12 protein-coding genes are annotated in these 12,887 nt (G+C 69.4%); 10 read left to right on the top strand and 2 right to left on the bottom strand.

The window, feature by feature from the left end:
• The first annotated feature begins 90 nt into the window (after positions 1 to 90).
• The 4 genes from ACCC97_RS04315 (at position 91) to ACCC97_RS04330 (ending at position 3,409) form a co-directional block, all read left to right on the top strand.
• Entirely contained in the window at positions 91 to 546 is a 456-nt protein-coding gene (locus ACCC97_RS04315) for a MarR family winged helix-turn-helix transcriptional regulator (protein ID WP_007838332.1), read from the top strand.
• A 92-nt stretch (positions 547 to 638) separates the two neighbouring features.
• Positions 639 to 1,064 (top strand): organic hydroperoxide resistance protein, encoded by a 426-nt coding sequence (locus tag ACCC97_RS04320; protein ID WP_007838334.1) that lies wholly within the window; start codon positions 639 to 641, stop codon positions 1,062 to 1,064.
• A gap of 160 nt (positions 1,065 to 1,224) precedes the next feature.
• Positions 1,225 to 2,340, top strand: a complete 1,116-nt coding sequence (locus ACCC97_RS04325; RefSeq protein ID WP_413331683.1) for a DUF2855 family protein — start codon at positions 1,225 to 1,227, stop codon at positions 2,338 to 2,340.
• A gap of 34 nt (positions 2,341 to 2,374) precedes the next feature.
• Positions 2,375 to 3,409 carry a serine/threonine protein kinase gene (locus ACCC97_RS04330; RefSeq protein WP_413331685.1) on the top strand — a complete coding sequence of 345 codons (1,035 nt, stop codon included), beginning with the start codon at positions 2,375 to 2,377 and terminating at the stop codon, positions 3,407 to 3,409.
• On the opposite strand, the gene ACCC97_RS04335 is transcribed toward ACCC97_RS04330, so the two are convergent.
• Entirely contained in the window at positions 3,406 to 4,386 is a 981-nt protein-coding gene (locus tag ACCC97_RS04335) for a LysR family transcriptional regulator (RefSeq protein WP_007838337.1), read from the bottom strand. The genes ACCC97_RS04330 and ACCC97_RS04335 overlap by 4 nt on opposite strands.
• 92 nt (positions 4,387 to 4,478) lie before the next feature.
• Here ACCC97_RS04335 and ACCC97_RS04340 point away from each other — a divergent pair, with 92 nt between their 5' ends.
• The 3 genes from ACCC97_RS04340 to ACCC97_RS04350 all read left to right on the top strand — a co-directional run bounded on the left by ACCC97_RS04340 (position 4,479) and on the right by ACCC97_RS04350 (position 8,627).
• Positions 4,479 to 6,173, top strand: coding sequence for an acyl-CoA dehydrogenase family protein (locus ACCC97_RS04340; protein ID WP_413331686.1), 1,695 nt, complete (start codon positions 4,479 to 4,481; stop codon positions 6,171 to 6,173).
• A gap of 36 nt (positions 6,174 to 6,209) precedes the next feature.
• Positions 6,210 to 7,187 (top strand): Bug family tripartite tricarboxylate transporter substrate binding protein, encoded by a 978-nt coding sequence (locus ACCC97_RS04345; protein WP_413315233.1) that lies wholly within the window; start codon positions 6,210 to 6,212, stop codon positions 7,185 to 7,187.
• 300 nt (positions 7,188 to 7,487) lie between these two features.
• The gene (locus tag ACCC97_RS04350) at positions 7,488 to 8,627 is read left to right on the top strand and encodes a CaiB/BaiF CoA transferase family protein (protein ID WP_413331687.1); all 1,140 of its coding nucleotides are present in this window, start codon (positions 7,488 to 7,490) and stop codon (positions 8,625 to 8,627) included.
• Here ACCC97_RS04350 and ACCC97_RS04355 read toward each other — a convergent pair.
• Complete coding sequence (locus ACCC97_RS04355) at positions 8,613 to 9,953, bottom strand: UDP-glucose dehydrogenase family protein (RefSeq protein ID WP_413331688.1); 1,341 nt, start codon at positions 9,951 to 9,953, stop codon at positions 8,613 to 8,615. The genes ACCC97_RS04350 and ACCC97_RS04355 overlap by 15 nt on opposite strands.
• 97 nt (positions 9,954 to 10,050) lie before the next feature.
• Here ACCC97_RS04355 and ACCC97_RS04360 point away from each other — a divergent pair, with 97 nt between their 5' ends.
• Genes ACCC97_RS04360 through ACCC97_RS04370 form a run of 3 tightly spaced genes read left to right on the top strand, consistent with a single transcriptional unit; the run spans position 10,051 to position 12,887 of the window.
• On the top strand, positions 10,051 to 11,076 hold the full coding sequence (locus ACCC97_RS04360; protein ID WP_413331690.1) for a glycosyltransferase: 1,026 nt from the start codon (positions 10,051 to 10,053) through the stop codon (positions 11,074 to 11,076).
• Between the two features lie 34 nt (positions 11,077 to 11,110).
• The gene (locus ACCC97_RS04365; protein ID WP_413331691.1) at positions 11,111 to 12,130 is read left to right on the top strand and encodes a hypothetical protein; all 1,020 of its coding nucleotides are present in this window, start codon (positions 11,111 to 11,113) and stop codon (positions 12,128 to 12,130) included.
• Positions 12,120 to 12,887: a hypothetical protein gene (locus ACCC97_RS04370; RefSeq protein WP_007838046.1), complete on the top strand. Its 768-nt coding sequence runs from the start codon at positions 12,120 to 12,122 to the stop codon at positions 12,885 to 12,887. Before ACCC97_RS04365 ends, ACCC97_RS04370 begins: the two co-directional genes overlap by 11 nt.

Consider the following 12,887-nt stretch of genomic DNA (forward strand, 5'->3'; position numbering starts at 1 on the left):
GCGGGAGCGAAACCAAAGCCTTAAGTGTGGCACGCTGTTTACCTTGTCTTTACATTGCACACAATTCAATTGCTCGCTACAATTCGACCCATGCGCTCCACCCCAGCCCCCGCCGACGAAATGCTCAAGCTGGACAACCAGCTGTGTTTCGCCGTGTATTCCGCTTCGCTGGCCATGACGCGGCTCTACAAGCCGGTGCTGGCAAAGCTGCAGCTCACCTACCCCCAGTACCTCGTGATGCTCGCCCTGTGGGAGCAGGACGGCCCCACGGTCTCCGCGCTCGGGGATCGCCTGTCTCTGGACTCCGGCACGCTCACGCCGCTGCTCAAGCGCCTCGAGGCCAACGGCTATGTGGCCCGCGTGCGCGACGTGGCCGACGAGCGCCGCGTGCACATCACGCTGACATCCGCCGGCCGCAAGCTCAAGGGCCGCGCGGCCGGCGTGCCCGAGTGCCTGATGGCGGCGGCCCAGTGCTCGGTGCCCGAGCTGATTTCGCTCACCCAGCAGATCCAGGCCCTGCGCGACCGCATCAGGAAAGCGGCCTGACGCAGCGCAACTTTTTCTCCCGCTTCGATCGCCCCCTCGGGAAAGAACGAAGCTTTTCACCACCCTCCTCCATCATCACCAAAGGAATCACCATGACCACCAAGCTCGACAAAGTGCTCTACACCGCAGAAGCCCACACGGTCGGCGGCCGTGACGGCGCAGGCAAGTCCAGCGACGGCGCCATCGACGTCAAGCTGAGCTCGCCCGGTTCCGGCAAGCCCGGCACCAACCCCGAGCAGCTGTTCGCGGTCGGCTACGCCGCCTGCTTCATCGGCGCGATGAAGGCCGTGGGCCCGAAGATCGGCGTGAAGGTGCCCGAGGACGTCGCCATCGACTCCAGCGTTTCGCTCGGCCCGACCAACGGCGGCGCCGCCTACGGCATCGCCGTGAAGCTGGCGATCACGCTGCCCGGCCTGGACACCGACGCCAAGCAGAAGCTGGTCGACGCCGCTCACCAGGTGTGCCCGTATTCGAACGCAACGCGCGGCAACATCGACGTCGAATTGACGATCGCCTGACCGCTTGTTGCACACGCGAAGAAGCGACCTGGCCACAAGCCGGGTCGCTTTTTTTATGCCCGCCGATGTCTCACGGGTGACGCGCAAACGCGCCGCGCGGTGGCGCCTTTCATCGAGGCTGGCTAACGTAGCCGCATACCAACCGCCCGGAGCCTCGCTCATGAGCACCACCAGCCTTCTCATCCGCAAAGACCAGCTCGCCACCACGCGCCTGCACACCGCCAGCGACGAGCCGCTCACCGACGGCCAGGTGCGCGTGCGCATCGACAGCTTTGCGCTCACTTCCAACAACATCACCTACGCCGCCTTCGGCGAGGCGATGAGCTACTGGCAGTTCTTTCCGTCCGAGGAAGAAGGCTGGGGCAGCATTCCGGTGTGGGGCTTTGCGAGCGTGGTGCAGTCGCTGCACCCCGGCGTGGCGGTGGGCGAGCGGCTCTACGGCTACTGGCCGATGGCCTCGAGCGCGGTGCTGAGCCCCGACCGGCTGTCGGTCGCGCGCTTCACCGACGCCGCCGCGCACCGCGCCGAGCTGCCCGCGGTCTACAACCAGTACTTCCGCTGCAACGCCGACCCGCTCTACACCACCGAGACCGAAGACCTGCAGGCGCTGCTGCGCCCGCTGTTCATCACCTCGTGGCTCATCTACGACTTCATGGCCGACAACGACTTCTTCGGCGCGAGCACCATGCTGCTGTCGAGCGCATCGAGCAAGACGGCCTACGGCACGGCCTTTCAGCTGCACCAGCGCAAGGGCATCGAGGTGATCGGCCTGACCTCGCCAGCCAACGTCGCTTTCTGCGAAAGCCTGGGCTGCTACCACCGCGTGGTGACCTACGACGCGCTCGACGGCATCGCGGCGGACACGCCTTGCGTGTACGTCGACTTCGCCGGCAACGGCGGGCTGCGCAACGCCATCCACGAGCGCTTCACGAATCTGAAGTACAGCTGTTCGATCGGCGGCACGCACGTGGAGCAACTCGCCTCCAAGGGCGCGGGCAAGGCCCTGTCGGGCCCGCGCGCCACACTGTTCTTCGCACCGGCGCAGATCAAGAAGCGCACCGCCGAATGGGGCACGGACGAATTCGGCCGGCGCATGGTGGCGGCCTGGCGCAACTTCCTCGCCACGGTGACCGACGTCAACAACCCCTGGCTGCACGCCGAGCACCACCATGGCGGCGAAGCCGTGCAGGCCGCCTACGCGCAGGTGCTGGCCGGCAAGGGCGACCCGCGCACCGGGCATATCCTTTCGCTTTACAAGCAACCGGGCGGGCTGTAACGCCCCCCGGGGCCCGTGTGGCGACAATCGCTGCATGACCCCTTCTCCCGCAGCGCCCGCCAACACCCATCCCTACGAGAGCCTCACGCCCGACGTGGTGCTCGACGCGCTCGCGACCCTCGGCCTGCACGGCGACGGCCGGCTCACCGGCCTGAACTCCTATGAGAACCGGGTCTACCAGGTCTACCTGGAGGATCGCTCGGCGGTGGTGGTCAAGTTCTACCGCCCCGGCCGCTGGAGCGAGGCCGAGATCCTCGAGGAGCACGGCTTCTCGCTCGAACTGGCCGCGGCGGAAGTGCCCGCGGTGGCGCCGCTGGCATTCGACGGCCGCACCCTGCACAACCACGCCGGCTTCGGGTTCAGCGTGAGCCCCTACCGCGGCGGCCGCGCGCCCGAGCTCGACGACTTCGAAGTACTCGAATGGGTGGGCCGCTTCCTCGCGCGCATCCACACCGTGGGCAGCGCCAAGTCTTTCGAGGCCCGCCCCGCGCTGGACCTGCAAACCTTCGGCCTCGATTCGCGCGACTGGCTGCTCGAGAACGACAAAATCCCGCTCGACGTGCAGCGCGACTGGGAAACGGCCTGCAACGCGGCGCTGGACATGGTCCGCGCAACCGCTCTCGCACTGCAGCCGCCGGCCTCCGATTTCAAGCCCCGCAAGCTGCGCCTGCACGGCGACGTGCACCCCGGCAACATCCTGTGGACGCCCACCGACCGCCCTGGCGGCGGCCCGCACTTCGTCGACCTCGACGACGCGCGCACCGGCTTCGCGGTGCAGGACCTGTGGATGCTGCTGTCGGGCGACCGCGCACAGCGCACCTCGCAGCTGTCGGGCCTGCTCGACGGCTACGAGCAGTTCCGCGAATTCGACCGGCGCGAGCTGGCGCTGATCGAGCCGCTGCGCACGCTGCGGCTCATTCACTACAGCGCGTGGCTGGCACGGCGCTGGGAAGACCCGATCTTTCCGATCAACTTTCCGTGGTTCGGCTCCAGCGACTACTGGAAGGGGCAGATCCTCGTGCTGGAAGACCAGTGCGAGCAGATGGCGGAAGAGCCGCTCTACGCCTAGGAATGCCGGCCCCCCGGCTTTTCAATTCGCTTCGCTGCGTGTAATTCGCCACCCCCCGTGGGGAAGGCCCGACCGCCTTGGGGCGGCCCGGCGGCGGCCGGTTGGACGTCGGCCACGCCCTGCAGCAGCCGCTCGACCAGCACGTTGGCCGGTCCGCTTCGCCAGATGCCATAGGCCTCCGACTGCGCCACCACCCGGTCGAGCGGCCTGAACACCGCGCCGCGCAATGCCGAATGCCGCATCGCCTGCGGCACCAGCGCCACGCCCATGCCCTGCGACACCAGCGAGACCACGGCCAGCCAGTGGCGCACCTCGTGCCGCACCTCGGGCAGGAAGCCCGCGTCAGCGCAGATCGACAGGATGCGCTCGTGGTAGTCGGGCGAGGCCTCGCGCGAGAACAGCACGAAGGGCTGTTCTCGCAGGTCGGCCGGCGCCAGCACGCGCTTGCGGGCGAGTGCATGCCCTGCCGGCAGGCAGGCCACGAAGGGCTCGGACAGCAGCAGCCGGTGCTGCAGTTCGAGGGGCACGCGGCGCGTATGGGCAAAGCCGAGGTCGAGCCGGGCGTTCAGCAGCTCGGCAATCTGCACGCCGGAGTTGAGTTCGCTCAGCGTGATGCGCACCGCCGGGTGCTTCGCCTGAAAGGCACGCAGCGCCTGCGGCAAGCCCCGGTACAGCATCGCGCCGACGAAGCCGATGCGCAGCCGACCCGCCGAGCCCAGCGCCACATCGCGCGCCTCGATGGCGGCCTCTTCCGCCTGCAACAGCACGCGCCGCGCCGAGATGCGCAGCGCCTCGCCGGCAGGCGTGAGCCGCACTTCCTTGCTGTTGCGTTCGAACAGCCGCGCGCCCACGTTGTCCTCCAGCTGCCGGATCGCCACCGACAGCGGCGGCTGCGAGATCGACAGGCGCCGCGCCGCGCGCCCGAAGTGCAGCTCTTCGGCGAGCACGGAGAAATAGCGCAGGTGCCGCAGTTCCATGGATAGTCAGATCGAATCGAACAAGACCAAATTGATATTAGACACGGATCGTCGCGGCTTCAACAATGCGGCGAACCAAGGAGACAAAGCGCATGTCCGCAGAGCACGCCCACCCGATTCCCGATCGCCACGGCCAGAACCTGTTCACCACCGATGCCGAGCTGCACGCCCTGCTCGCGCTCTACCTGCCCGACGACCTGCGGCAACATATGCAGCCGCACTTCGAGCGCCTGGGCGGCCTCGCGGGCGGCCTGCTCGACGAGCTGGCCGGCACCGCCGACCGCAACCCGCCCACGCTGAAGCAGCGCACGCGCACCGGTCTCGACGAGCAGAAGGTCGTCAAGCACCCCGCGTACGTGGAGATGGAGCGCCTCGCGCTCGCCGAGTTCGGCCTGGCCGCCATCTCGCACCGCGACGACACGCTGGGCTGGAAGGGCAAGATGCCGCCGCTCGTGAAATACGTGCTGACCTACCTGTTCGTGCAGGCCGAGTTCGGCCTGTGCTGCCCGGTGTCGATGACCGACTCGCTCACGCGCACGCTGAAGAAGTTCGGCAGCCCCGCGCTGGTCGCCAGGTACCTGCCGCGCCTGACCTCGCTCGACTTCGACGAACTCGCGCAGGGCGCGATGTTCATGACCGAGCAGGCCGCCGGCTCCGACATCGCTGCCACCGCCACCATGGCGCACGCCGAAGCCGATGGCAGCTGGCGCCTTACCGGCGACAAGTGGTTCTGCTCCAACCCCGACGCCGACTTCGCGATGGTGCTCGCACGCGCCGACGATGGCGCGGCGGGCATGAAGGGCGTGTCGCTGTTCCTGCTGCCGCGCCGGCTCGACGATGGCAGCCTCAACCACTACCGCATCATCCGTTTGAAGGACAAGCTCGGCACGCGCTCGATGGCCAGCGGCGAGATCCGCCTGGAAGGCGCGGTCGCGTACCTCGTGGGCGAAGCGGGCCGCGGCTTCGTGCAGATGGCCGACATGGTCAACAACTCGCGCCTGTCGAACGGCGTGCGGGCCGCCGGCCTGATGCGCCGCGCGGTGGCCGAGGCCGAGTTCATCGCCTCGGAACGCCGCGCCTTCGGCCGCACGCTCGAGCAGATGCCGCTGATGCAGCGCCAGCTCGACAAGCTGCGCCTGCCGGCCGAGCAGGCACGCACGATGGTGTGCCAGACCGCCCTGGCGCTGGCCCGCTCCGATGCCGGCGAGCCCGACGCCTATGCGCTGCTGCGCATTCTCACGCCGCTCATCAAGTTCCGCGCCTGCCGCGATGCGCGCAAGGTCACGGGCGACGCGATGGAAGTGCGCGGCGGCTGCGGCTACATCGAGGAGTGGAGCGACGCGCGCCTCGTGCGCGACGCCCACCTGGGCTCGATCTGGGAGGGCACGAGCAACATCGTGGCGCTCGACGTGATCCGCGCGGTGAAGCGCGAAGGCTCGCTGCTGGTGCTGCGCTCGCACTGCGAGAAGCTGCTCGACGACGCGGCGCTCGCCCCCGGCTTCGCCAAGGCGCTGCGCGATGCGCTGGAGCGCGCCGCCGCGCTGGCCGAAACCGCCGCGCGCGAAGGCGGCGACGTGCTCGCGCGCCAGGCCGCCTCGGCGCTCTACCACTGCACCAGCACCATCGCGATGGCCTGGGAGGCTGCGCACGGCGGCTCCGCTGCGCGCCTGCGCTGGGCCCAGCTGGTGCTGCTGCACCGCGTGCTGCCGCGCGACCCGCTCTCGCCCGATGCCATGCCCGCGGACTGGAACGCCGCCGCGGTGCGCCCTGCGAAAGCGCTCGCCTGAGCCTCTTTGTCAATTCACAAGAATCGGAGACATCCCTTGAAACGCCTCACCTTCCTGCTGGCCGCCTGCGCCACTTTCATCACGGCACTGCCGGTCGTTCACGCGGCCGATGCCTTTCCCACCAAGCCGCTGATGCTGGTCGTCCCCTTCCCGCCGGGCGGCCCCACCGACGCGATGGCGCGCACGCTCGCCGCCGGGATGAAGGACCGGCTCGGCCAGCCCATGATCGTGGAGAACCGTGCGGGCGCGGGCGGTAACATCGGCGCCGAGTACGTGGCGCGCGCCGAGGCCGACGGCCACACACTGATGTTCGGCACCTCGGGCCCGCTGGCCATCAACGCGAGCCTGTACCGCAAGATCAACTACGACCCGGTGAAAAGCTTCGCGCCGGTGATCCAGGTCGGCTACCTGCCCAACATCCTGGTGGTGAACCCCGCGCTGCCGGTGAAGAACGTGCCCGAGCTCGTGGCCTACGCCAAGGCCAACCCCGGCAAGCTGAGCTATGCCTCGTCGGGCAACGGCGCGTCGTCGCACCTCGCGGGCGTGCTGTTCAACTCGGTGGCGGGCACCGACCTGCAGCACATTCCGTACAAGGGCACGGGCCCCGCGCTCAACGACCTGCTGGGCAACCAGGTGAGCATGACCTTCACCGACATCCTCACCGCACTGCCCTACGTCAAGGCCGGCAAGCTGCGCGCGCTGGGCGTGGCCACCGTCGCGCGTTCGCAGGCGCTGCCCGACGTGCCGACGATTTCGGAGCAGGGCTACAAGGGCTACGACGTGAGCGTGTTCTTCGGCATCGTCGCACCGGCCGGCACGCCCGCCGACCGCGTGACCAAGCTCAACCATGCCTTCGCCGAGGTGCTCAACTCGCCCAAGGTGAAGCAGATGTTCGCGTCCCAGGGCCTCGAGGTGCCCGCCGATACGTCGCCGCAGAAGCTCGGGCAGTTCATTGGCGCCGAGTCGGCCAAGTGGAAGGACGTGGTGAAGAAGTCTGGGGCGCAGCTGGACTGAGTTCATGGCCTCGTTCGGGACGCGCTCACGCCGACGCGGTGACCTTTTTCGCGAATGTCCCCCGGCCTTCGGCCTCCTCCTTTATTTCGCGAAAAAGGCCCCCGCATCGACGTGATCGTTCAGAGCACCTGTTGATCGGCCGCACACCAGCAGCGTGCCCTGTGCACAGGGCGTCGGGTGCTCCCCGCAGCGAAATAAAGGAGGAGGCCGAAGGCCGGGGGACATTCGCGGAGGGGAGTACCCGGCGGCCTGTGCACGCGCCCCGAACGAACGAACAGAACAAATCCAAGGAACACCGAAATGACGCAACCTCAAGGCGCCCTCGCAGGCATCCGAGTTTTGGACATCTCCCGCATCCTCGGCGGCCCCTACTGCGGCCAGATCCTCGGCGACCACGGCGCCGACGTACTCAAGGTCGAGCCGCCGCAGGGCGACGACACGCGCACCTGGGGCCCGCCGTTCAAGGAAGGCGTGGCTTCGTATTACCACGGCCTGAACCGCAACAAGCGCGTGCAGCACCTCGACTTCTCGACCGAAGAAGGCCGCGACGCACTGCTCGCTCTGGTGGCCGAGGCCGACGTGCTGATCGAGAACTTCAAGACCGGCACCATGGAGCGCTGGGGTATCGGCTACGAAGCACTGTCGAAGCGCTTTCCCCGCCTGGTGTGGTGCCGCGTGTCGGGCTTCGGCGCCGATGGCCCGCTGGGCGCGCTGCCGGGCTACGACGCCGCCGTGCAGGCCATGACCGGCATCATGAGCATCAACGGCGAGGCCGACGGCGGTCCGCTGCGCGTGGGTCTGCCCGTGGTCGACATGGTGACGGGCCTCAACGCGGTGATCGGCGTGCTGCTCGCGCTGCAGGAGCGCAACCGCAGCGGACGCGGCCAGTTCGTGGAGGCGGCGCTGTACGACAGCGGCCTCTCGCTGCTGCATCCGCACGCCGCCAACTGGTTCATGGACGGCACCGAGCCGCGCCGCACCGGCAATGCGCATCCGAACATCTATCCCTACGACGCACTGGCCACCGGCACCGACCCCGTGTTCGTCGCGGTCGGCAACGACCGGCAGTTCGCGAGCCTGTGCCGCTGCATCGGCCTGCCCGACCTGGCGGACGATCCGCTCTACCGCACGGCCGGCGCGCGCTCGGTGCACCGCGACGGACTCAAGCAGCAGCTCGAAGCGGCAATGGCCGTTTTCGACGGCCGCGCGCTCGTCGAGCAGCTGATGGCCGCCGGCGTGCCCGCCGCGCCGGTGCTGCCGGTCGATGCCGCGCTCCAGCACCCGCACACGCTGCACCGCGAGATGGTGGTCGAGATGCCCGGCGGCTACCGCGGCATCGGTGCGCCGGTCAAGCTGAGCCGCACGCCGGCAAGCTACCGGCATGCACCGCTCACGCCGGGCGAGGCGTTCCTTCCCCTGGGCGATTCAACGCAACAGTGAAGATCGCCCGCGGCCGATGCCGTAGTACGCGATGCCCGCGGCTTCGGCCTCGGCCGCGTCGTAGAGATTCCGGCCGTCGAAGATGGCCGGCGTGCGCAGCTCCTTCGCAATGCGCGCGAAGTCGGGCCGGCGGAACTCCGGCCACTCCGTGACGAGCGCCAGCACGTCGGCGCCGCTCAGCGCCTCCTGCGCCGTGGCGCACCAGCGCACATCGTCGCGATCGCCGACGAGGCTGCGCGCATTCGGCATCGCCGCCGGGTCGTAGGCCCGCACGCGCGCGCCGGCCGCCCGCAGGCGCTCCAGCAGCACGAGGCTGGGCGCGTCGCGCATGTCGTCGGTGTCGGGCTTGAAGGCCAAGCCCCACACGGCGATGGTCTTGCCGGCGATGCGGCCTTCGAAGTGGTGCACCATCAGATCGAACAACCGGCCCTTCTGCGCGTGGTTCGTCGCCTCGACCGCCGAGAGAATGCGCAGCACGTGGCCGTCGCGTTCGGCCGCATGCGTCAGCGCCCGCACGTCCTTCGCGAGGCACGAGCCGCCATAGCCCACGCCGGCCTGCAGGAAGTCGGGCCCGATGCGGCGGTCCGCGCCGATGCCACGCCGCACCATCTCGATGTCGGCACCCGCATGCTCGGCCACGCGTGCCATCTCGTTCATGAAGCTGATGCGGGTGGCGAGCATCGCATTGGCCGCGTACTTGGTCAGTTCGGCCGAGCGGCGGTCCATCACGAGCACCTGCCTGGGGTCGTGCACGAACGGTGCGTAGAGCCGGGTCAGCAGGTCGACGGCCCAGGGGTCTTCGCTGCCGATCACCACGCGGTCGGGCCGCCGGCAGTCGCGCACGGCCGAACCTTCGCGCAGGAACTCCGGGTTCACGGCCACCGCGATGCGAGGCGCAACACCGCGCCGCGAAAGCTCGCCGTTCAGCACGGCCTCGACCTGCGCCGCCGTGCCCACGGGCGCGGTCGACTTGCACACGACCACCGCCTCTCGGTCGCGGTGACGCCCGATGCCGGCCGCCACCGCGATCACGTGCCGCAGGTCGACCCGCCCATCGGCATCGGCCGGCGTGTTCACCACGATGAAGAGCACGTCGCCGTGCAGGCAGGCGTCGCGCTCGCCGGCAGTGAATCGCAGTGTTCCGGCGGCCAGGCCGGCGACGACCAGCGCCTCCAGACCGGGCTCGTGCAGCGGCATCAGGCCGCGCTGCAGGCCCTCGATGCGCGCCGGGTCGGCGTCCGCGCAGAGCACCTCGTGGCCCGCTTCGGCCAGGCAGGCGGCGAAGCCCAGGCCCACGTAGCCGGCGCCGAAGATGCTGACCTTCATGGGCGGGCCCATGGCGCCCGACGCTGGTGGAGGGCGCGGTTGTGAGATAAAAGCAGGATGCAAGCCTTCAAAACAAATGTCCGGACAGGAAAATTCGATGATGCCCGATGAAGTTGCTGCGCGATGCGCTCTGGTGCTGGAGACCAACAACCTGCGCGGCGGACCCGATGCCGAAGCCAGGGCGGGCAGCAGCCTGCAACGCCTGGTCGCCCTGCTGGCGAAGCAGAAGCTGCCGCTCGGCGCGCTCGCTCAGGTGGTCATCACGCACGACGGGCTGAGCCCCGCCACCTGCGAGGCCGTGAGCGCGCTCGCGGGCCGCCCGGTCGACTTCGTGCGCATCGACGCGAGCACCGGCTACTACGACGCCAAGAACGCCGGCTTCGCGGCCACCGATGCGCAGCGCTGCTCGCACGTGGTGTTCGCCGACGCCGACTGCCTGCCCGACGACGACTGGCTGCTGCAGATGCTGCTGCCCTTCACCCGGGCCGACGCCCCCGCCGTGGTGGCCGGCCGCACCAGCTACGCCGCGAACGTGGTGGGCACCGCGCTCACGACCATCGACTTCATGTACTTTCCCAACGCCGGCCACGCCGGCGCAACGAGCAACTTCTACGCGAACAACGTGGCCTTCCGCCGCGACGTGTTCGAAGAGCACAGCTACCAGGCGCTCGACGGCGTGTACCGCGCGCACTGCCAGGTGCTGGGCATGCGGCTGAAGACGGCGGGCGTGCCCATCCGCTACGCCGCGGCGGCCCACACCGAACATCGCCTGCCCGACACGCGCGCCGAGGCGCTCAAGCTGCGCTGGATGCGCGGACAGGACACGTACTCGCTCACGCCGCACCTGCTGCGCAGCTATGTGTCGCCGCGCTGGCAGTGGCTCGCCAGGAGCGGGCCGATCGGGCCGCTGTGCGTGCTGTTCACGCGGCTGGGTTTCAGCATGAAGGCGCTGAACCACCAGGACCTGCCGCCGCTGCGCGGACTGCGCTGGCTGGCGGGCGTGGCACTCATCCTCGGCTTCTCGGCCGTCGACATGCTGGGCACGTTCGCGCGCGGCATCGGCTGGCACACCACGGGCCGCACCAACGCCGACGCGCAGGCGCTTTCGTATCACCGGCCCTGATCGCCGCTGTCAAGAAGAACAACAACCAAAGACCATGCACATCCTCTCTTCGCTTTCCGTTCGCCGCGCGACGCTGGGCCTCGCGCTCGCGGGCGCCTTCACCCTTGCCAGCGCCGCCGACTTCACCGGCCGCGGCGTCTTCAATTTCAGGTCCGAAGCCGGCTGCCCCTTCGCCGCGCTCGCGGGCGCCGGCAACGACTGCAACCGCCTCGCCCTCGACGACCCCGACACGCGCGCCGCGCTCGACAGCGCCGCGCACACCATCCGCTTCACCAACACCCGCAGCTACGCCGGCAAGACCATCGTCGGCGACGTGCTGCTGCAGGGCTCGGGCCAGGCGCGCAACGGTCAGCGCGTGCCGCTGACCTTCCATGCGCTGCTGAGCCGCTCGGGCAGCGACTGGTCGGTGAGCAGCCATGCGCACTCGCCCGTCGGCGACGAGTTCAGCGACATCAGGATCGACCCCTATCAGGTGGTCGTGAGCGAGGCGAACAACGCCGAGCGCGTGGTGCTCACGGCCGACCAGGTCGTCGCGGCGCTGGCCAGGCCTTCGCTGACCGCGCGACTGGCCAACGTGCTGGTGCAGGTCGACGACAACCGCACCGATGGCGCAAAGGATGCCGACATCACCATCGGCCTCGGCCTGGGCAAGGCCTCGAAGTCGGTGGCGCGCGCACGCTTTCGCGCACCGGGCGCCAAGGGACGCGAGCTGGCCGAGGCCATGCAGCAGGGCAACTGGACACTGGAGCTGCAGGCCCTGAGCGGCCAGATTCCGCGCCAGGTGGTGCAGCGCGACCTGTTCCTGTACGGGCTCGAATCGCAGTCGCTGCTTCAGCCGCTGCTGCAGCGCGGCTTCCACAAGAACGAGAAGCTGGTGCTCGGCGCTGTCAACGGCAAGGGCTACGTGCGCTACGACGGCCAGCAGCGCGAGTTCGCAGGCGCCGACGCCGCCGCGCGCGCCTTCCTGCAGGACAGCTTCATCGGGCTGGTGCTGGGCTGGCAGCAACAGCACCAGCGGCAACAACCCGCGAAGGCCGGGGCCAATGGCCGCTGACCCGGTCGGCGCCGCGCCCGGCTTCGATTGCCTCGCCCCGCCTTCGTTGCGCGGCTGGCCCGCCCTGCAGGCGCGCCTCGTGCACCACGTCAAGCGCGCCGCGCTGCGCCAGCTGCACGCGAGCAACGCGGGCGAGATGCTGCTGCTGCGCTTCTACCTCGTGGGCGAGGAATCGTCCGAGCAGGCGCTGCAGCGCGAGCTGCGCATCGCCCCGCCCGAGTGGCTGGTGCGCCAGCTCGATCAGCACCTGGCCGACGAGCAGTTGCATGCGCGCCTGTTCGCCGAAGCCATCGTCGAGCGCGGCGGCAGTGCGCTGGCCGCCGCATCGCCCGAAGAGGCGCCGCAGCCCGACTGGTTCAGCCGCCGCAAGCTCGCGCGCTGGCAGGCGCTCATTCGCCGCCATGCACCGCACTTCGCGCACGGCGGGCTGGTGCCGGCCTATGCCATCGGCCTCGCGGCCGAGCAGATGGCTTCGCGCATCCTGCAGCGCCATTGCGCGCTGATCGGCTCGCAGCATGCGCTGCACCCGCTGCTGTCGCGCGTGCTGGCCGACGAGGATCGCCACATCCGCCTGTGCAGCCGCACGCTGCAGCGCTGCGTGGCGCCGCACGAGCAGGCGCGGCTCGTGCAGCTGATGCGCGAGGTGCGCGACACCGAGCGCGGCTTCGGCATCACCGGCGCGGCCGGCATGTGGCTCGCCGGCATGGCGCTGCGGCTGCGCCCCGGCGCAGCGCGGCCCGTCCGGCACCACGCCTGA

The sequence above is a fragment of the Variovorax sp. Varisp85 genome (assembly GCF_047304045.1).
Taxonomy (GTDB): Bacteria; Pseudomonadota; Gammaproteobacteria; order Burkholderiales; family Burkholderiaceae_C; genus Variovorax.

Coding starts and splice junctions, on each gene's coding strand:
- ACCC97_RS04315 (WP_007838332.1), top strand. CDS start 91: ATGCGCTCCACCCCAGCCCCCGCCGACGAAATGCTCAAGCTGGACAAC.
- ACCC97_RS04320 (WP_007838334.1), top strand. CDS start 639: ATGACCACCAAGCTCGACAAAGTGCTCTACACCGCAGAAGCCCACACG.
- ACCC97_RS04325 (WP_413331683.1), top strand. CDS start 1,225: ATGAGCACCACCAGCCTTCTCATCCGCAAAGACCAGCTCGCCACCACG.
- ACCC97_RS04330 (WP_413331685.1), top strand. CDS start 2,375: ATGACCCCTTCTCCCGCAGCGCCCGCCAACACCCATCCCTACGAGAGC.
- ACCC97_RS04335 (WP_007838337.1), bottom strand. CDS start 4,386: ATGGAACTGCGGCACCTGCGCTATTTCTCCGTGCTCGCCGAAGAGCTG.
- ACCC97_RS04340 (WP_413331686.1), top strand. CDS start 4,479: ATGTCCGCAGAGCACGCCCACCCGATTCCCGATCGCCACGGCCAGAAC.
- ACCC97_RS04350 (WP_413331687.1), top strand. CDS start 7,488: ATGACGCAACCTCAAGGCGCCCTCGCAGGCATCCGAGTTTTGGACATC.
- ACCC97_RS04355 (WP_413331688.1), bottom strand. CDS start 9,953: ATGAAGGTCAGCATCTTCGGCGCCGGCTACGTGGGCCTGGGCTTCGCC.
- ACCC97_RS04360 (WP_413331690.1), top strand. CDS start 10,051: ATGATGCCCGATGAAGTTGCTGCGCGATGCGCTCTGGTGCTGGAGACC.
- ACCC97_RS04365 (WP_413331691.1), top strand. CDS start 11,111: ATGCACATCCTCTCTTCGCTTTCCGTTCGCCGCGCGACGCTGGGCCTC.
- ACCC97_RS04370 (WP_007838046.1), top strand. CDS start 12,120: ATGGCCGCTGACCCGGTCGGCGCCGCGCCCGGCTTCGATTGCCTCGCC.